Genomic DNA, 19,372 nt, shown 5'->3' with positions numbered 1-19,372 from the left:
GCATGTCAACGAGCGACCCGTCACACCCGCCCGTGACGACCCGAACCCCGGCGGCGAGCGCATCCGGGGAGGCACCGACGTCCCCGGCCACGGATCGGCGTCCCGCGGGCGAACGGGTCTACGACTGGGTGAAGGAGCGCATCCTCGACGGCAGGCTGCCCGGCGGCGAACTGCTCAGCGAGGGCGACGCCGCGACGGCGCTGAACCTGTCACGCACGCCCGTACGCGAGGCGTTCCTGCGACTCGAGGTCGAAGGACTGCTGCGGCTGTATCCGAAGCGCGGCGCGCTCGTCGTACCCGTGTCGCCGGACGAGGTCGGCGAGGTCACCGAAGCCCGCATCCTGCTGGAGTGCCACGCCGCCGAGCGCGTCATCGACCGCGGTGACGCCGCCGACGTGGCCGCCCGTATGCGCACCGTCCTCGACAGGCAGCGGGAGCTCGAGGTACCCGCGGAGAAGGCGCGGTTCTCCGCCCTGGACCGCGAGTTCCACGCGACGCTCGTCGACGCGGCCGACAACAGGCTCATCTCGCAGTTCTACTCCGGCCTGCACGACCGCCAGGTGCGCATGGCCACCTCCGCACTCAGCCGGGTCCCCGATCGCCACCGGGAGATCCTCACCGAGCACGACACCCTCTGCACCCTGCTCGAACGCGGCGACGCCGCCGGCTTCCGCACCACCCTCACCGCACACATCAGCGGCACCCACGGCGCCCTGCTCGACAGCTGACAGGCTCGACAGCTGACGGAATCGACAGCCGCACGACTCGACAACACGGAGGCGCGACGGACGAGGGCTCGACAGCCGCAGCCCCTCCGGCCGAGCCGAGCCGGGGACCGCACCGACGGCGACCCGTAGACGCCACGGCCGTGGCAGCTCGTAATCTGGATCCCGTGCGCTTCGTCCTCGCCTCCGCATCGCCCGCCCGACTCGCCGTCCTGCGCGCGGCGGGGATCGAACCCGACGTGATCGTCTCCGGGGTCGACGAGGACGCCGTCGTGGCACAGCTCTCCGACCCGGCGCCCACCGAGACGGTGACGGCGCTCGCCGCCGCGAAGGCCCGTGCCGTGACCGCCGAACTCGACGCCGACACGGACGCCGTCGTGGTCGGGTGCGATTCGATGCTGTCGATCGGCGACGCGCTGGTCGGCAAGCCGCACACGCCCGAGGTGGCGCGCAAACGCTGGGCGGACATGGCAGGCGGCACGGGCGAACTGCTCACCGGACACGCCGTGCTGCGGGTGTCCGGCGGCGCGGTCACGGCCGAGGCGAGCGGCACCCGCACGACCACGGTGCGGTTCGCCGCACCCGCCCAGCACGAGCTCGACGCCTACATCGCGACGGGTGAGCCGCTGCAGGTCGCCGGAGCGTTCACCCTCGACGCACTGGGCGGCTGGTTCGTCGAAGGCATCGACGGCGACCCGTCCAGCGTCGTCGGCATCAGTCTCCCGCTGACGCGCGACCTGCTCGGCGAGGTCGGCGTCAGCGTCGTCGACCTCTGGCACCGCTGACGTCGCGACGCCACCGAGATCCGACGCCACCGACGCCCGACGCCGCCGATATCCCGACGGCCGGCCACGCCACGGCACCCACCACCAGCGCGCCCGACGGCCGTCGCGAACCTCAAGGGCACGCCACACCTCCCGCGCCGCTCCCCGGACACCGCAGTGTCCGCCTGCGCCCGACCTCGGGAACCGCGGTTTCACTCGTTCAGGGGCACCGCGCGGAAACCGATGTGGACACAATGGACAGCCTCTTCGCGGACACGACTCCGTCGCAAAACATGAATGACATTCCATTCCGAACTGTCGTCATTCGACGGTGTGACACCGAAAGCGGGAGCACTGAAAACCCAGTGTGACAACGCGTCACTCGTTCATGGTCCCCCACGTCTCGATCGCATGGCATGCCTTGCGACCTGCGATAACGGAGTTCGATGATCTTGGAGCCGGGTCACGGAACACTGCGATCCGGCCATCGAAGCACCCCGACTCCTAGGGAGACTGGAAAATGCGTAAGACCCTGGCTCGCACCACCGCTGCTACCGCCATCGCCCTCGGCGCCCTGACCGCGGGCGCGGGTGTCGCCTCCGCCGACCTCGTCACGCCGCCGGAGGTGCCGTCCAACCCGACCGGAGCCGACTACGTCAACGCCTGGAACGAGTCCGGTACTCACCTGGGCGCCGGCGCCGCCGGTCTCATCAGCTCCGCCTGGGCGGGTGCCATCCCGTCCATCCTGGGCGCCTGAGAGCCGGTTCTCGCGCCGTAGCGCCGATACCGAATCGCCGCGAAGTCCCCGGGGCCCCACGCCACCCGGGGACTTCGCGCGTCCGCCGCTGACGAACTGTGGTCTCGTCAACAGCGCTTCCGTCCCACATCGGGGTACTGTCGCCGCCGAACCGCGTCGGCTCACACGACCGACGGGGTCCGCAGGATCCGTTCGAAGCAGCCCGCCCCGAGGAGCGCCGTGGGTCAGCAGGAATTCGTAAGCAGCGGGGCCGCGGGCGGGGAGTTCGCGGGCAGGGAGTTCGGAGGCAGGGTCGCGTTCGTGACGGGCGCCGCCCAGGGCATCGGTGCGGCCGTGGCCAGGGCGCTGCGGGACGCGGGCGCCACCGTCGTGGCGACCGACCGCTCCCCCGGCGTCGTCGAGACGTACGACGCCGAGCCCGGCATCACCGGCATGCCGTGCGACGTGACCGACTCCGCGCAGGTCGACGAGGTCGTCGCACGGGCAGAGGCGACCGTCGGGCCCGTCGATGTGCTGGCCAACGTGGCGGGGGTCCTCGTGAAGGGTCCCGTCGCGTCCTATTCGGACGAGGACTGGCGGTTCACGTTCGACGTCAACACGACCGGCGTGTTCCACGTCTCCCGTGCCGTCAGCGGGCGAATGATCGAGCGGGAGCGCGGCTGCATCGTCACGGTGTCGTCGAACGCGAGCGGGGTGCCACGCCGTGGCATGGCGGCCTACGCGGCGTCGAAGGCGGCGACCACCATGTTCACCAAGTCGCTGGGCCTGGAGCTGGCCGACCACGGCATCCGCTGCAACGTCGTGTGCCCCGGGTCGACGGACACGCCGATGCAGCGTGCGATGTGGGAGCACGACGGCGGCGGACCGGATCCCGTGCTCAAGGGCGATCCGGAGAACTACCGGGTCGGCATCCCGCTGCGGCGGATCGCCGATCCCGAGGACGTCGCCGACGCCGTCCTGTATCTCGCCTCGGACCGTGCCCGGCACGTGACCATGCAGGAGCTCTACGTCGACGGCGGCGCGACCCTCCGCTGACCGTGTTGCGGATCCCGGGGCTCGTGTTGCGTTTCCCAGGCGCCGTGTTGCGGATTCCGGGGCTCGTGTTGCGGATTCCGGTGGCCGGGACGCCGGCGCGGGCGGGCTACCGCGACGGGGCGGTGCGCGGCAGTCGCAGCGCACCGGCGAGGGCGAGCACGCACAGCCCGAGCACGCACCAGAACGCCTCGCCGAACGACGCCGCAATGTCACCGGTCGCCGCGAGGCGCACCTCCAGCAGCACGGCGAGGCCCGCGGTGCCGATCGCCCCGCCGACGTAGTTGACGAGGCTGAGCGCGCTGGAGGCCCGCGGGAGCAACTCCTGGTCCACTCCGGTGTAGACGATGGTCATCACGGGTGAGGCGATCATGCTGGTGCCGAGGCCGCGCACGAACAGCGCCGCGATCAGCCAGCCGTCGGCGAGGCCGCCGAGCTGCGTGAACGGCACGGTCGCCGCGATGATCAACGCGAACCCGGTGACCACGATCGTCCGCGGCGCCACCCGGTCGATGAGCGGCTTCACCACGAGCAACGATCCCAGCACCGCGCCGACGCCCTGGGGCGCGAGCATCAGTCCCGCGTCCCACGCCGACAGGCCGCGGCCCGACTGCAGGTACATCGGCAGCAGGAACATCGTGCCGAACACCGACGCCGCGGCGACGAACAGCGCCAGCACGGCGGAGCCCAGTGGCGGGGTGCTCAGCAGCCGGGGGTCGATCAGGGGCGTCCGGTGGGACCGCAGCGCGTGCACCAGGAACGCCGTGAGCAGGCCGGCCCCCACCAGCAGTGCGGTCACCGCCGCGGGTGGGTTGCGGTCCTGGGAGCCGAGGTCGGTGAGGCCGAACAGCACGGCCGCCAGCCCCGGCGACAGCAGCATCGCCCCGCGCAGGTCGAACCGGGACACCTGCTCGGCGGGCGGCACGCGCGGCACCAGCCACACCGCCAGCAGCATCGCGACCAGCCCGACCGGGATGTTGACCAGGAACAGCCACGACCAGTCGGCGATCTCCAGCAGCGTGCCGCCCGCCAGCGGGCCGAACACGGGCGCCAGCATCGGCACCACGCCCACGATGCTCATGATCCTGCCGGTGCGGCTCTTGCCCGCCACCCGCGCCAGCAGCGCCTGACCGGTCGGCGGCAGCAGTCCGCCGCCGAACCCCTGCAGCACCCGGAACGCCGCCAACGACGCCGTCGACCACGCCAGCGCACACGCCAGTGATCCGGCCAGGAACACGGCCACCGCGGCCAGCCACACGCGGCGCGCGCCGAATCGTTCGGCCAGCCACCCCGACGTCGGCGCCGCCGCGACCACCGCGAGCAGGTAGGCGGTGCTCGCCCACTGCACCTCCGTCACGCTCGCGCCGAACTCGACACTCAACGTGCGAAGGCCGACGTTGACGATCGTCGAGTCCAGCGACGCCATGAACGTGCCGAGTACCAGCACCAGCGACATCGCCAGCAGCCGTCCGCCGATGCGGTCGGATCCGTCCGCGGCCGGACCGGCGCTGCGCGTGCCCGCGGTCACGCCGTGCCCTCCCGCAGCGTCCGCTCCGCGAGCCGCACCAGCGTCGCGCCGTCGACGTCGCACCCCTCCCCGGAACCTCCCGTCTCGCCGAGCACGTCCGGCAGTGCCCGCAGGACGCGTTCGAACGCCGCGGCGATGCGGTCCGCCTGCTCGGCCACGGCGCCCGGCCTGCAGGCGACGATGCCGCGCCAGCCCGCGCCCTCCGACATCACGGTGACCGTCACCGGATGGTGGGTGAACTCGCGGAACCGCATGCCGGCGAGCCGCAGACCGGGTGCGGGTTCGGCCAGCCGGTCGGGGTCGACGGGGTAGTTCTCGAACACCAGGAGGCTGTCGAAGAGCCGCTTCACGCCCACCGACCGCTCGAGATCGGGCAGCGACACCGCGTGGTGCGGGGCCAGTGCCTGGTGCCGTTCCTGCAGGTCCCGCAGCGCATCGCCGAGCCGTCCGGTCAGTGTGGCGCGCACCGGAACGGTGTTCGCCAGCAATCCGATGATCTCCTCGACACCGTCCACTTCGGGCGGCCTGCCGGACACCATCGCTCCGAAGTGGACGTCCTTGCGCCCGCTCCGTGCCGTCAGCACCGCCGCCCAGCCGCCCTGCACCAGGGTCGCCGGGGTGACCCCGCAGGCGGACGCCGTCGCGGTGAGCGTGCGCACCAGCTGCGGTTCGAGGTCGAACGTCACCGGCTCCGGCGGCCCGCCCGCGTCCCGGCCGTCACCGGCATCCGGAACGCGGTCGGTGGCCGTTCCGTTCCCGGTGGCCGCCGGGATGTCGGGCAGGGCCCGGTCGTAGCGGTCGACCGAGGCGAGCTCGCCCGACCATGCGGCCACGTCGGCACCGCGGTCCCGGCGGGAGAGCCAGCGCAGGTACCGGGTGAACGGAACCGGGGCGGGCAACTCCGCATCGCCGCCGGTGCGCGCGGTGTAGGCGGCGAAGAGCTCGCCGAGCATGCGGGGCGCCGACCAGCCGTCCGACAGCACGTGATGCGTGGTGAGCACCAGGTCCACCGCCTCGGCCGCCCGGCGGACCACGGTGAGCCGCACCGGACAGCCCGCGGCCAGGTCGAACGGTTCCGCCAGATCGGCCGACAGCACCCGTTCGACCGCGCCGTCGACGTCCGCCTCTCCCGACACGTCGACATACCGGCGGTCCGGTGCCGCGGTGGAACGGGTATCGGCGAGCAGGACCGCCACGTCGAGTCCCGGCGGGAACGCGGCGCCGAGGTTCGGGTGCCGGGCCACGAGGTCGCAGACCGCGGCGTGCAGCGCGTCGACGTCGACCCGGCCGGTCAGCGAGAACGCCGCCTGCACGGTGTAAGGATCACGCGTGCCCGCACGCCGGGAGTGCCGCAGCATCAGCTCCTGCAACGGGCTGAGCGGCACCACGTCGGCGACCGGGTAGCGCCGCTCCAGCTCGTCCACATCGGACTGGGTGAGCGAGACGAGGTCGAAGTCCGACGGGGTACGGCCCGCTCCGCGGAGCGCGTCCTCGTCGGAGGCCAGCTCGACCAGTTCGCCGCGGAACGCCTCGGCCAGCCCGGCGACGTCGTCGTCGGTCAGCACCGCGCGCGGCCAGGTGATCCGCACGTGCAGGGCCTGCCCGTCGCCGTCACCGGTCGTCATCGCGTTGATCATGAGGCTGTGCGGCATCGGGAGCGCATCGCCGCCGGATCCGAACGGTGCCGAGCCCGGCGGCGCCTGCCACGCGCGTTCGACGTCGGGGGCCTGCGCGAACTGGCCCAGGTAGTTCCAGCTGACGTCGGGGTGCACCGGCGTCACCCGGCCCGCAGCGGCGAGGATGCCGTGGCCGAGGCCGTCTCCCTGGGCGCGCAGCCGTTCCTTGACGGCCTTCAGCTGCGTCGCGGCGTCGCCGTCGGGCAGCGTGATCCGCGCCGGGTGGACCGCGGTGAACCAGCCGACGGTGCGCGACAGGTCGACGTCGCGGTCCGGGTCGGGCGCGTGCCTGCCGTGCCCCTCCAACGCGAGGTACAGGTCCGATTCGCGGTCGGACCATCGAGCGATCGCCCTGGTCAGCGCCGTGAGCAACACCGCGTCGGGCGTCGCGTGGTAGGCCGCGGGCAGGGTCGTCAGGAGTGTCCTGCTGGTGGCGGCATCGACGGCGAACTCGTGGTGCACCGCCGTCGCGCCCGTGTCACGGCCCGGGTCGAACCGTGCGCGCGTGAGCCGTTTCTGCGGGTTTCGCCCGACGGCGCGCCAGTGCGCCTGCTCGCCCGCCCGCGCATCGGCGGCCGACGCGAGCGACCGCGCCCAGCCGAGGAACGGCGTGGGCCGCGACAGCTCCCTGCCCTCGTAGGCGTCGGCGAGGTCGTCGACGAGCACGCGCCAGGACACGCCGTCGACCAGCAGGTGGTGCGCCACGAGTACGAATCGGCCGAGCTCGTCTGCTCCCCTGTCGACCCACAGTGCCCGCACCAACGGCGCGCGGCGGACGTCGAACTGCTCCCGCACGTCGGCGATCCAGCCGTCGACGAGGCCGCGCACGTCCCCGGTCGCGGTGACGCGAGTGAGCACGTCGGCCGCGGTGACGGCGTCGGGTTCGGCGATCCGCAGCACCGGGGTACGCGCCGCCACGGCGCCGTCCACGAGGTGGGCCCGCAGCACGTCGTGGGTCCGCAGGAGCGCGTCCACGGCCCGGGACCACGTGGCGAGGTCGCCACCCGCGGGCACGCAGATCTCGGTCCACTGGCAGAAGTCGCCGGGATCGGGCGCCCGGTCGAGCAGATCGCGCATCACCGGGGTCAACGGCGCGTCCCCTGTGGACGGTCCGGTGTCGGCGCTCTCCTCGGCGGCGTGGCAGCGCGCGGCGATGCCCGCGACCGTGCCGCCGTCGAGCACGTCGCGTGGGCCGAGCCGCAGTCCCTGCCTGCGCGCGCGGGACACGACCTGCAACGAGACGATGCTGTCGCCGCCGACCTCGAGGAAGTGGTCGTCGAGGCGGATGTCGCCCGAGTCCAGCACGTCACGGACGATGCCGAGCAGCACCGCCTCGGCGTGGGTCGACGGCTCCCGTCCCGCGCCGTCGCCGGTGTGCTCGGGTGCGGGCAGCGCGTGTTCGTCGAGCTTCCCGCCCGGGGTCAGGGGCAGCCGGTCGAGCCGCACGAACGCCGCGGGGACCATGTAGTCGGGCAGCTGCCCGAGCAGGTCCTCGCGCAGTCGCACCGGATCGAACTCGGCGCCCCCCGCCGGGATCACGTAGCCCACGAGCTGCCTGCCGTTCCGCACGACGACCGCGCACCCGCGCACGTCGGGATGCCGCGTCAGCGCGGTCTCGATCTCCGCGAGTTCGATGCGGAATCCGCGCACCTTGACCTGCCGGTCGGCGCGGCCGAGGAACACCAGCTGCCCGTCGGGTCGCCAGTACACGACGTCGCCGGTGCGGTACATCCGCGATCCCGGTTCGCCGTACGGGTCGGCCACGAACGCCTGCGACGTCTGTCCCGGCCTGCCGAGGTACCCGCGGGCGAGCTTCGGGCCGGCCAGGTACAGCTCGCCGGGAGCGCCGGTGCCGACGGGTTGCAGGCCGTCGTCGAGCACGTAGGCGCGCACGTTCGGATCGGGCCGTCCGATGGGGACGGCGCCGGTCTCGCCCGGTTCGTAGTGCCAGGTCACGGAGTTGATCGTGACCTCGGTCGGTCCGTAGGCGTTGAACAGCGCGCGCCTGCCCGTGCCCCACCGGTCGGCGAGCTCCGGGTCGAGGCGTTCGGCGCCGACCACGAAGAACACGTCGCCCGGCACCGTGCGGTCCTCGGGCACGGCCGAGAGGAACGACGGCAGCAGGTTGACGCCGGTCAGCCGGTGCTCGGCGATGTAGTCGAGCAGCTCGTCGCCGGGTACGCGTACCTCGTCCGGCGCGACGACGAGGGTTCCGCCGGAGGCCAGCGGCACCATCGTCTGCCAGAACGCGACGTCGAAGCTGGTCGACGCGAAGTGCAGGTAGCGGTCGCGTTCGGTGACACCGACGACCTCCTCCTGCAGCGCGATCAGGTCCGGGATGCCGCGGTGCGTCACGGCCACACCCTTGGGCTGTCCCGTCGTGCCGGAGGTGTAGATGACGTACGCCAGCGAATCCGGCGTCAGCTGCGCCCGGGCGTGGGCGGGGTCGGCGTCGCGGTCGGTCGGCTCGGCCGGATCGCCCAGCACGGCGGGATCGTCCACCCGCACCACGGTGCCGTCGCCGGGGACCTCGCCGCCGAGTGTCGCCAGCGCCCCGGCGTCGGTGACGAACGCGACGGGCCGCGCGTCGCCGATCATGTAGGCGAGCCGGTCGTTCGGGTAGTCCGGGTCGAGCGGCAGGTACACCGCGCCCGCCTTGAGGATGCCCAGCAGTGCCACGATCATCTCGACGTCGCGGCCCAGCAGCATCCCGACGGGCTGCTCCGGTCCGGCGCCCGCGTCGAGCAGGCGGTGCGCGAGCCGATTGGCGAGCCGGTCCAGCTCGGCGTACGTCAGGCTGCGGCTCCGGCACACGAGCGCCTCGGCGTCGGGGGTGCGCGCCACCCAGGAGGCGAACGTCTCCAGCACGCCGTCGCGGGGCTTCGCGGGCACCCGTGAGGTGCCGCGGTGCAGCACCGCGGCGGTGTCGGCGGCGTCCAGCATCGGCAGCCTGCCGACGGGCCGGTCGGCGTCGGTGACCAGTTCGGTGAGCAGCGCGTGCAGCCACCGGGCGTACCCGCGCACGGTGTCGTCGGTGAACGCGTGGGGCTGGTAACTCAGCACGAGGCTCAGCGCGTCGCCGGGCAACGCGATGACGGTCAGCGGGTAGTGCGTGGCGTCGGTGATGTCCACGTCCGCGAGTGCGACCTTCTCGTCAACGGCGAGTCCTGCACCGTTGAACGGGAAGTTCTCCATCACCAGCATCGTGTCGAACAGCTCGCCGACGCCGATCGCCCGCTGGATGTCCGGCAGTCCGAGGTGGTGATGGTCGGCGAGCGCGACGGACTCCTCGTGCACCGCCTCGAGCAGGTCGGCCGCGGACTGGTCCGCGCAGCAGCGCACGCGCACCGGAATGGTGTTGCCCAGCTGTCCGATCATCGACTCGACACCGTCCACCTCGGCGGGCCTGCCGGAGACCGGGCAGCCGAACACGACGTCACGCCTGCGGGTCAGCCGCCCGAGCAGCAGGCCCCACGCCGTCTGCAACACCGTGGTGACCGTGATGCCGCGAGCTCGGGCGAACGCACTCAGCCGCTCACTGAACTCCTCGCCCAGCTCCAGCGTGACCGCACCCGGACGGGCGACCTCCCGCCGCGCCGTGGCGGGCGCGAGGCGGGTCGCTTCGTCCACACCGGACAGCGCGTCGCGCCAGGCGTCGAGCGCCGCGTCGCGGTCGCGGCCCGCCAGCCAGTGGTGGTAATCCTGCGGCGACGCCGACGGCGGCACCGCCGGTCCGCCGCCGAGTTCGCGATACAGCCCGAGCAGGGTCCGCCCGGTCAGGGGCATCGACCAGCCGTCGAGCAGCGCGTGGTGGTTGGTGAGCACGAGGCGGTGTTCGGCGGGGCCGAACCGGAACAACCGGAACCGGATCAGCGGTGGCACCTCCGGGTCGAAGGGCCGCTCCAGCTCCTCACGGCATCGCGCGGCGAACCGGGCCTCGAGATCCTCGTCGCCGGACGCGACCGTTCCGGAGTCCGTTGTCGACATGTCGATGAGCTGCCAGTCGAGGTCGGGCTCGGCGGGAACGACCTGCACCACCTCGCCGGCCGCGGTCGTGGCAAGGTGCACACGCAGCGCGGGCTGCCTGCGCAGCAGCTCCCGGGCCGCGTCGGCGAGCCGTCGCTGGTCCAGCTCTCCGGTGAGCGTGAGGATCGCCTGCACCACGTACACGTCGGCGTCGGCATCCCCTGCCGCCATGGTGTGGAACGACAGTCCTGCCTGCAACGACGTCGCGGGCAGGACGTCCGACACCGGACGGACGCGTTCGAGCGCGTCGATGTCGGCCTGCGTCACCGACACCAACGGCAGGTCGGACGGGGTGAGACCGCCTCCTCCTGGCCCGATCCGCTCGGCGTGCGCGGCGAGGGCGTCGAGCGCCTCGGTCCAGCCGCGCTGCAGCTCGGCGAGCAGGTCGGCGCCGACGAGCCTGCCCGCTGCCGTCCACTCGACGGCGAGTCGCGGGCCGCCGTCGCCGTCACCGGCTCCGTCCGCGTCGTCTCCGTCACCGGTCGCCTCGTCGCCCGCGGCGTGCTCGTGGACGAAGCAGTTCAGTGCGAGGACCTGTTCGAGCGCCTTGCCCTCGGGTTCGAGGACGCCGAACGCCTCCCGTTCGGGCAGCCGCCAGTCGCCGCCGTCGGACGCCGCGAACCGGCCGAGGTAGTTGAGCAGCACCTCGGGCGGTGGCACGTCGAGCTCGGCGCCGTCGTCGAGGTGGCGGAGGATGCCGTAGCCGATGCCGCCGTCGGGCACGGCGCGACGGGCCTCCTTGGCCTCGCGCAACAGCCGTCCGGCCGCCTCGCCGCCCGCGAGGGCGTCGCGCAGTTCCGCGTCGGTGCGCAGCGCGTCGGCGGGGACGCGCACGGGAAACTCGGCGGTGAACCAGCCGATCGTGCGCGACAGGTCGGCGCCGGGAGTGACCGCGTCCCGGCCGTGGCTTTCCACCGTGATCCCGAAGGCGGCCGGGCGGGCATTCGTGGCCGGGGTCGTCGACGTCCGGGCGCGTACGGACCGCAGGGCGAGGGCCAGGGCCGCGAGCAGCACCTCGTCGGTGCCGGTGCGGTAGGCCGCGGGCAGCGTCGTCAGGGCGGCCGCCGACGACCGCCGGTTCACGACCGTGAGGTCGCGGCGTGCCGTCGCGGCGGTGTCCCGCTCGGGGTCGAGCGTCGGCACGCCGAGCGGCCGCAGTTCCGGGGCGGTGGCGGCCCGCCAGTGGTCGAGCTCGCCGCGCCGCTCCCCGGACGTGCCCTGTTCGGCCAGTGCCAGCGCGTGCGCGCGCCACGACGTGCCGACGGGTGCGAGCGCGTCACCACGGCAGGCGGCGCGCAGATCGGGCAACAGCACCCGCCAGGACACGCCGTCCATGACGAGGTGGTGGGCGACGATCACGAGGCGGTCGTCGCCGACGAGCGCCAGTCGCAGCATGTTGCCGGCAACCGGGTCCAGTTCGCCTGCCAGTCGTTCCGCGACGTCGGCCGGTTCGACGCCGAAGGGTTTGGCCGACACCATGTCCTCGGCAAAGACGGCTTCGGCGGAGACGTCCGCGGCCGCCCGCACCTCGAGGTCCCGTCGGCCGGTGAGCCGCAGGCGCAGCGCGGCATGCGTGTCGAGTACGACGCCGAGCCCGGCGACCAGGCTCGCGCGCTCCAGCGGCGTGTTCGTCGTGACGACCGTCCACTGTGCATAACCCGCGAACGCATCGGGGTCGGGATGCGGGTCGAGCAGACCCCGGACGATCGGCGGCGCGGGCAGCGGGCCGACCGGTTCGTCGGCGGCCGCAGGCGGCGCGTCCGCGGCCACGGTGGACATCCGGGTGGCCAGCGAGGCCAGGTCGCGGCGTGCCAAGAGGTCACGCGGCCGCAGCTCGACACCGTGGGCGCGGAGGCGGCTGCTGACGCTGATCGCGCTGATGCTGTCGCCACCCAGGCCGAAGAAGTCGTCGTCCGGGCTCACCTCGTCGGGCGCCAGGTCGAACACCTCGGCGACGACGGCGCACAGCAGGCGCTCGGACTCGGTCGACGGCGACCTGCCCGACGTCGTGGCCCGCGGCACCGGCAGCGCCGCACGGTCGACCTTGCCGCTCACGGTCAGCGGCAACTCGTCGAGCACGACGACCGCCGACGGCACCAGATGGTCGGGCAGCCGCTCGGCGAGGGCGTCCCGCAGCCCGTCCGGCGTCGGAGCGGCACCGCGTTCGGGCACGACGTAACCGGCGAGGCGCGGCGTGGCCGTATCGTGACGGACCATCGCGGCCGCGCCGCTCACACCCGGCAGCGCACCGAGCTCCGCCTCGACCTCACCGGCCTCGACGCGGTGGCCGCGGATCTTCACCTGGCCGTCGGCGCGTCCCAGGTAGTCGAACCCGCGATCCGGGGACCACCGGGCGAGGTCCCCGGTGCGGTACATCCGGTCGCCGGGCGCGCCGTGGGGATCGGCGACGAACCGCTCGGCGGTGCCGGCGAAGCGGCCGAGATACCCGCGCGCGAGCTGCGGCCCCGCAAGGTACAACTCCCCCACCGAACCCGGCGCGACCGGCTGCAGCGCGTTGTCCAGCAGGTACGCCCGCATCCCGGCGAGCGGCCGTCCGATCGCCGGCTCCTCGCCCGTGATGTCGGCGTGGGCGGCGTCGACGGTCGCCTCGGTCGGGCCGTAGATGTTCCGGCCGTCCACAGCAGATTCGGAGATGCGGCGCCACAGCGAGGGCGGGGTCGCCTCGCCGCCGAGCACGATCAGCGACGGCCGGTGCGAGCCGGTGAGCAGTCCGGCGTCGACGAGCGGCGCGGCCAGCGACGGCGTGGTGTCGACGACGTCGATCGCGTCACGGGCGTAGGCGGCCAGTAGCGCGTCCGCGTCCTTGGTGACGTCGGTGTCGTACAGGTGCAGCTCGTGCCCGCACAGCAGCCACAACAGCTGGTCGAGGGCGGAGTCGAACGCGAACGAGTACGTGTGCGCGACCCGCAGCCGCCTGCCCGTGCGGCGCTGCGTCTCGGCGATCACCGTCGCGCGCTGGTGGTGCAGCAGCGCGCGCAGGCCCGCCGACGGCACGAGCACGCCCTTCGGCGTTCCCGTCGACCCGGAGGTGTAGATGACGTACGCCAGGTCCTCGGGCCTGCGCTCGCGGGCCAGTTCGCCGGTCGACAGTGGACGGTCGTCGTGCCGGGCGGCGTCGGTGACCGTCAGCGTCGGCCAGGTGCCGACGTCGCGGCCGAGCGCCGGATCGGTCACCACCAGCGCGGGCCGCGCGTCGGCCAGGAGCAGGCGCAGCCGCTCGTCGGGGTGTTCGAGGTCGAGGGGCAGGAACGCGGCCCCGGCGTCCAGCGCCGCCAGCAGCGTCACGACGAGATCCGCCGACCGTGGCAGGGCGACCGCGACCACGTCGTCGGGTCCCACGCCGCGCGCCCGCAGCGCCCGCGCGAGCCGGTGCACGCGCGCGGCCAGCTCGGCGTAGGTGACCCGCTCGTCACCGTGGACCAGCGCGGGGTCGCCACCGCGGGACGCCGCGAGCGCGGACAGCACGTCGGGAACCGCGGCGGGTTCGCCCGGGACGGCCGCGGGCGCCCACGCCTCCAGCAGATCGTCACGAATCCCCGTCGGCAGCAGCGACACCTGCCCCGCGGCCGGCTTCGCATCGGCCGACAGCTGCCGGACGATCGTGCAGACCGTCTCGAGCCGAGCATCCACATCGGACTGCGAATGGGCGCGGGCGTCCACTTCGAACCCGAGCAACAGGCCGCCGCCGGACGCGGGCAGCACGCTCAGGCCCATGTCCTCGGGAGGCCCGCCCGCGACGTTGCGCATGACACCCGTCGACCCGGCGAAGTCCAGCGTCAGGTCGAACGCCTTCAGGTTCACACCCGCCCCGTGCAGGATCGCGCCCGCGCCCGGGGCCGCCAGGTCACGCGGTAGGTTCTCGCCGCGGTAGCGCTGGTGGGCACGCAGCTGCCCCATCGCCTCGGCGACCCGGCGGGCGACGACGCCGAGGGTGTCGCCGCCGCGCACCTCGACGCGCAGCGGCAGCACGTTGACCGCCATGCCCGGCGTCCGCAGTTCGGCGCCGCTCGTGCGACACATCAACGGCAACGCGAACAGCACGTCGCTGCGGCCGAGCACCCGGTGCAGGAACACGGCGTAGCAGGCCAGGAGGGCGTCGCCCCACGTGACGCCCTCCCGGTCCGCGCACGCGCGCAGCTGCGCCACGTCCTCGGCGGGCAGCGCGGCCTTCGCCGACACCGTGTCCGCGAGCCCCGAGCCGGGCGCCGTCCACTCGGGAAGGTCCGGCAGCGGTGTCATCCTGTCGACCCAGTAGGCACGGTCGGCCTCGGGTTTGTCGCTCGCCAGGTAGTCCCGGTCGGCGGCGACGAAGTCGGCGAACGGACTGAACGGGCACGTCGGAGGGTCCTCGCCCCGCACGAGCGCCGTGTACCGGGCGGCCGTGCGCCGGGCCAGCATCGCCGCGCTGTAGCCGTCGAACACGAGGTGGTGGCCGAGCTGGCTGTACCAGACCTCGGTGGCCGACAGCGTGATGATCGTCTGCGTGTACAACGGCGTGCCGGTCATGCCGCGCGTCGACTCGGCCAGCGCGAACCGTTCCTCTGCGACGAGCTGCTCGGCGGCGGCGCGCGGCTCGGCCTCACGGCTGACGTCGACGACCCGCGGCGCGGGTACCGGTTCGTCACTGACCCACTGCCGCGGCCCGTCGGCGGTGTCGGTCGTCCGCAACCGCAGCGACTCCGCCTCGGTGACCGTGCCGACCATCGCCTCGGCCAGCAGCGGGACGTCCACCGGCGCGTCACCGCTCAGCTCCACGACGTCGCCGACGACGTAGTACGGCGAATCGGGTTCGAGCCGCTGCGCGTTCCAGATGCCCTGCTGCGCACTGGTCAGCTCGAACAGCTCGGTGGCCGGTGCGGCGGATTCCGACGATGACAACACTCGCTCCTCACGAACGCCTGGACAGAGCCCGGCTGGGCCGGTCGCGGGCGCCTACTCGGGGACGACCATCGGCGTGCCGCTCACCGGGTCGGCGACGATCACGCTCGGCAGGTCGAACACGTCCTTGATCAGTGCCGCGTCGACGACGTCGGCCGCCGCACCCTCGGCGGCCACGCGGCCGTCCTTCATCGCGACGAGGTGGTCGGCGAACCGGCACGCCTGGTTGATGTCGTGCAGCACCGCGATCACGGTGCGGCCCTCGTCCCGCAGCCGGGACAGCAGCGCCAGCAGCCGGTACTGGTGCGTGATGTCCAGAAAGGACGTCGGCTCGTCGAGCAGCAGGTACGGCGTGTCCTGCGCGAGCACCATCGCCACCCACACGCGCTGCCGCTGGCCGCCGGAGAGCTCGGCCACCGGCCGGTCGGCGAGGTCCTCCACCTCGGCGGTGACCATGGCCTCGGCGACGGCCCGTTCGTCCTCGGGCGTCCACAGCGCCAGCAGCGACTGGTGCGGATACCGGCCGCGGGAGACGAGCTGGTGCACCGTGATGCCCTCCGGCGCCAGCGGATCCTGCGGCAGGAACGCCAGTTCGCGGGCGAGGCCCTTCGCCGGAAGGTCCGATACGGACCGCGAGTCGAGCGTGATCGCGCCCTCGGCGGGCTTCAGCAACCGGACCAGCGCCCGCAGCAACGTCGACTTGCCGCAGCCGTTCGGACCGACGACGGCGGTGAACGCACCGTCCGGAACATCGAGGCTGAGCCGGGTCGACACGACCCGATCGCCGTAGCCGAGGGTCACGTCCTGGGCGGACAGTCGGGTGGTCATCTCCGCCGCACCTCCTGGGCGAGCAGCCAGATCAGGTAACCGCCGCCGATCGCCGTCGTGACGACGCCGACGGGAAGGGACACGGGGGCGAGCAGCATCTGCGCGACGAGGTCGGCGAACTGCAGCAGTACCGCCCCGGTCAGGGCGGCGGGCAGCAACGGAACGCCGGGCGCCTGCGCGAGTCTGCGGCCGATCTGCGGTGCGGCCAGTGCCACGAACATCACCGGGCCCGCCACCGCCGTCACGGTCGCCGTGCAACCGACGCCGACCAGCACCATCAGCAGCCGCTGCCGTTCCAGCGGCACCCCGGTCGACACGGCGATCGAGTCACCCAGCGCCGACTGCTGCAACGCCGAGGCGCGGAGGCCGATGACGGTCAGCAGCACCGCGATGACGACCCCCGGCACGACCAGGTCCTCCCAGTCGATGCCGTTGAGCGAGCCCGAGTTCCAGCCCACCGCGGCCATCGCGACCTCGAGCTCCGCGCGCAGCACGAGCCAGTTGTTCAACGCCGTGACCATCGCGTTGACGGCGATGCCGATGACGACGAGCCGCATGCCGGACAGGCCGTTCGACCGCGACAGCGAGTACACCAGCGCCGCGGTCACCAGCCCACCTGCGACCGCGCCGAACGCGACGGTGACCGAGGCGCCCGCGAACACCGTCATGACCAGCAGCGCGCCGGTGTAGGCGCCCGCGTCGAGACCGATGATGTCCGGGCTGCCCATCGGGTTGCGTGTCAGATTCTGGAAGATCGCGCCCGCCACCCCGAGCGCGGCGCCGAACAGGATTCCCGCCACCACGCGGGGCGCTCGCCATTCGGCGATGACCACGGACGGTTCCAGCCCCGTCAGCGCACCGAACACCTCTCCGGGCGTGGCCCAGCTCGTGCCGTACGACAGGCCGACGAAGCCGAGTCCGAGCATCGCCACGACACAGCCGACGACGAGGCCGATCGTGCGCCGCTGGACGAACCATGCGCGGCCGCCGACGGGCACGCGCACCGTCGAGGTCCGTTCGAGCACGGGAGTCTCCCCCGTCTTCTGCGTGCCGGTCACAGTGATCCCGCCCCGTAGCGCCGGACGACCCAGATCAGCACCGGACCGCCGAGGAACGCGGTGACGATCGCGACCGGCACCTCGCCCGTGTGCAGCAGCACGCGCGCGATCGTGTCCGCCACGAGCATCAGGATCGGTCCCACGACCGCCGACAGGCCGACGAGCCACGGCACCGAACCGGACGTCAGCCGCCGCAGCAGGTGCGGCACGATCAGGCCGACGAACAGGATCGGCCCCGCGACGGCGGTCGCCGCGCCCGCCAGCACGGTGATCAGCACCAGCGTCGCCGTGCGCACCCGCGCGACGTTGGCGCCCAGCGTGTGCGCGACCGTCTCGCCCAGCGCTATCGCGTTGAGCGACCGTGCGATCACCAGCGCGCCGACGAGCGCCGCACCGATGGCCACGAGCGGCACCGTCAGGTCCGTCTGCTCCCGGCCTGCCAGCGAGCCGACCGCCCAGAACCGGTACTTGTCCAATGTGTCCGGCGACGTGAGCCGGATGCCGAGCGAGACGCCCATCAGTACGGCGGAGAACGCCACGCCCGCGAGCAGCAGCCGCAGCGTGGAATGCCTGCCGACGGCGTACACCAGTGCGGTCGCGAGCACGGAACCGGCGACACCGAGACCGAGCTGCGACACCGCCGAGCCCGCCAGGCCCAGCGCGGCACCCACGGTGAGCGCGAACCCCGCGCCGTGGGTGACGCCGAGGATGCCCGGTTCGGCGAGCGGGTTCCGCGACAACGTCTGGATCAGCGCGCCGCCGACCGCCAGTGCCGCGCCCACGGCGATCCCCAGCAGCGTGCGCGGGAGCCGGATGTCCCGCACGACCAGATGGTCGCCGTTGAGCGGGTCGAAGTCCGCCAGCGCCCCCCACAGCTCCCCGAGGGGCACGGCGCGCGCACCGACGGCGACGCTGGCGACGCCGGCGGCGAACAGGGCGAGCAGGCCCACGACGAGGATGGCCGGGCGGGCGGTCCTCGCCGTGGGCGGGCTCGCGGGTGGTGCGCTCGTCACGTCCGCGGCGTCACTTCTTCAGCAGCGGGGCGAACGACTCGTCCAGCGCGTCGAGCGTCTGCTGCGCCTGGCCGTACGTCGCCGCCTCGGTGTACTTGATCGGGAACGTCATGTCCTTCTTCACCGCGGGCAGGTTCTTCCACAGGTTCGAGTCCAGGACGTACTTGACGGACTGGGGAACGGACCCGTCGGCGTTCACGGTGTAGGTGATCGCGTCGGCCTCGCGCATGGCCGAGGGCAGCTCCTCGAGCGACGGGTACTCGCTGACCGCGCGGGACCCCTTGCCCTTCTCCTTGACCTCGCCGTAGTACGTCGCGCCGATGTCGCCCGCGATGTTCGTGCCCCACGAGCCGTCGAACTCGCGCTGGAAGTTGCCGTTCTCGACCTCGCCGTAGCCGCCGACGTGGGCCAGCTTCAGCCCCGACAGGGCGTCGGCGTACTTGTCCTTCAACTTCTCGGCCTTCGCCTCGTACTCGCCCTTGACCTCGTCGAAGCGCTCCAGCGCCCCGGCCGCGTCGGCCTGCTTGTGGGACACCTCGCGCCACGCCGACGGCACGTTCGGACCGATCGCCACGACGGGCGCGATCGACTCGAGTCGCTCGGCGTCGATCTCGGCGAAGATCGGCTTCGGGACGCCGATGACGATCAGGTCGGGGTTCTGCTCGGCGATGGCGTCGTAGTTCGTCTCGGCCGCGGTCTCACCGGCGACCTTCGGCAGGTCCTTGTACGTCTTGAGGTCCTCGTCGGACATCATCGGTTCGCCGCGTTCCCACGAGGAGATACCGACGAGCGGGGCGTCCGCCTCGATGAGCGACGGCACGGCGTAGCCCGTGGCGACCACCCGCTTCGGGTCCTGGGGAATCTCGACGGTGCCGTTGTCGGCCTTGAACTGCCGCGTCGGCCCCTCGGTCTGTTCCTCGCCCGCGGCTCCGCACGCGGAGAGGCCGACGGTCAACGCGAGGGCCGCCGCGGCGGCCGCGCCCCGGGTGAGGCGAGATCTGAGCAGAGACATCGTTTCTTCGTCCTTGAACAATTCGATGGGGTTGGGGATTCAGTTGTGGGCGGG

10 protein-coding genes are annotated in these 19,372 nt (G+C 72.8%); 4 read left to right on the top strand and 6 right to left on the bottom strand.

What is annotated here, in order from left to right; genetic code table 11:
* Positions 1-2 precede the first annotated feature (2 nt).
* From LY13_RS18620 to LY13_RS18605, 4 genes are all read left to right on the top strand, one after another.
* Positions 3-728 (top strand): GntR family transcriptional regulator, encoded by a 726-nt coding sequence (locus LY13_RS18620; protein ID WP_253829860.1) that lies wholly within the window; start codon positions 3-5, stop codon positions 726-728.
* Between the two features lie 164 nt (positions 729-892).
* A complete protein-coding gene (locus LY13_RS18615; RefSeq protein WP_253829859.1) occupies positions 893-1,510 on the top strand; it encodes a Maf family protein in 618 nt (205 codons plus the stop codon).
* Positions 1,511-2,009: 499 nt separating this feature from the next.
* Positions 2,010-2,246, top strand: a complete 237-nt coding sequence (locus LY13_RS18610; RefSeq protein WP_253829858.1) for a hypothetical protein — start codon at positions 2,010-2,012, stop codon at positions 2,244-2,246.
* A gap of 219 nt (positions 2,247-2,465) precedes the next feature.
* Positions 2,466-3,281 carry a 2,3-dihydro-2,3-dihydroxybenzoate dehydrogenase gene (locus LY13_RS18605; protein WP_308216368.1) on the top strand — a complete coding sequence of 272 codons (816 nt, stop codon included), beginning with the start codon at positions 2,466-2,468 and terminating at the stop codon, positions 3,279-3,281.
* A 106-nt stretch (positions 3,282-3,387) separates the two neighbouring features.
* Here the strand turns inward: LY13_RS18605 and LY13_RS18600 are convergent, their stop codons facing one another.
* From LY13_RS18600 to LY13_RS18575, 6 genes are all read right to left on the bottom strand, one after another.
* On the bottom strand, positions 3,388-4,734 hold the full coding sequence (locus LY13_RS18600) for a DHA2 family efflux MFS transporter permease subunit (protein ID WP_253829905.1): 1,347 nt from the start codon (positions 4,732-4,734) through the stop codon (positions 3,388-3,390).
* A gap of 68 nt (positions 4,735-4,802) precedes the next feature.
* A complete protein-coding gene (locus LY13_RS18595; protein WP_253829857.1) occupies positions 4,803-15,410 on the bottom strand; it encodes a non-ribosomal peptide synthetase in 10,608 nt (3,535 codons plus the stop codon).
* 51 nt (positions 15,411-15,461) lie between these two features.
* Positions 15,462-16,235: an ABC transporter ATP-binding protein gene (locus LY13_RS18590; RefSeq protein ID WP_253829856.1), complete on the bottom strand. Its 774-nt coding sequence runs from the start codon at positions 16,233-16,235 to the stop codon at positions 15,462-15,464.
* Positions 16,232-17,293, bottom strand: coding sequence for a FecCD family ABC transporter permease (locus LY13_RS18585; RefSeq protein ID WP_372493856.1), 1,062 nt, complete (start codon positions 17,291-17,293; stop codon positions 16,232-16,234). Before LY13_RS18585 ends, LY13_RS18590 begins: the two co-directional genes overlap by 4 nt.
* The gene (locus LY13_RS18580) at positions 17,290-18,306 is read right to left on the bottom strand and encodes a FecCD family ABC transporter permease (protein ID WP_372493855.1); all 1,017 of its coding nucleotides are present in this window, start codon (positions 18,304-18,306) and stop codon (positions 17,290-17,292) included. Before LY13_RS18580 ends, LY13_RS18585 begins: the two co-directional genes overlap by 4 nt.
* A 10-nt stretch (positions 18,307-18,316) precedes the next feature.
* Complete coding sequence (locus LY13_RS18575; protein ID WP_253829855.1) at positions 18,317-19,318, bottom strand: ABC transporter substrate-binding protein; 1,002 nt, start codon at positions 19,316-19,318, stop codon at positions 18,317-18,319.
* Positions 19,319-19,372: the final 54 nt, after the last annotated feature.

It is taken from the genome of Prauserella aidingensis (assembly GCF_024171865.1).
GTDB classification, from domain to species: domain Bacteria; phylum Actinomycetota; class Actinomycetes; order Mycobacteriales; family Pseudonocardiaceae; genus Prauserella; species Prauserella aidingensis.
Note: the sequence above shows the minus strand (reverse complement) of the source record. Positions and strands in the feature narration are given on the sequence as shown.

Excerpts from the sequence above, each read along its gene's own strand:
- LY13_RS18575 (WP_253829855.1), bottom strand. The coding sequence starts at position 19,318 with ATGTCTCTGCTCAGATCTCGCCTCACCCGGGGCGCGGCCGCCGCGGCG.
- LY13_RS18620 (WP_253829860.1), top strand. The coding sequence starts at position 3 with ATGTCAACGAGCGACCCGTCACACCCGCCCGTGACGACCCGAACCCCG.
- LY13_RS18590 (WP_253829856.1), bottom strand. The coding sequence starts at position 16,235 with ATGACCACCCGACTGTCCGCCCAGGACGTGACCCTCGGCTACGGCGAT.
- LY13_RS18610 (WP_253829858.1), top strand. The coding sequence starts at position 2,010 with ATGCGTAAGACCCTGGCTCGCACCACCGCTGCTACCGCCATCGCCCTC.
- LY13_RS18600 (WP_253829905.1), bottom strand. The coding sequence starts at position 4,734 with ATGTCGCTGGTGCTGGTACTCGGCACGTTCATGGCGTCGCTGGACTCG.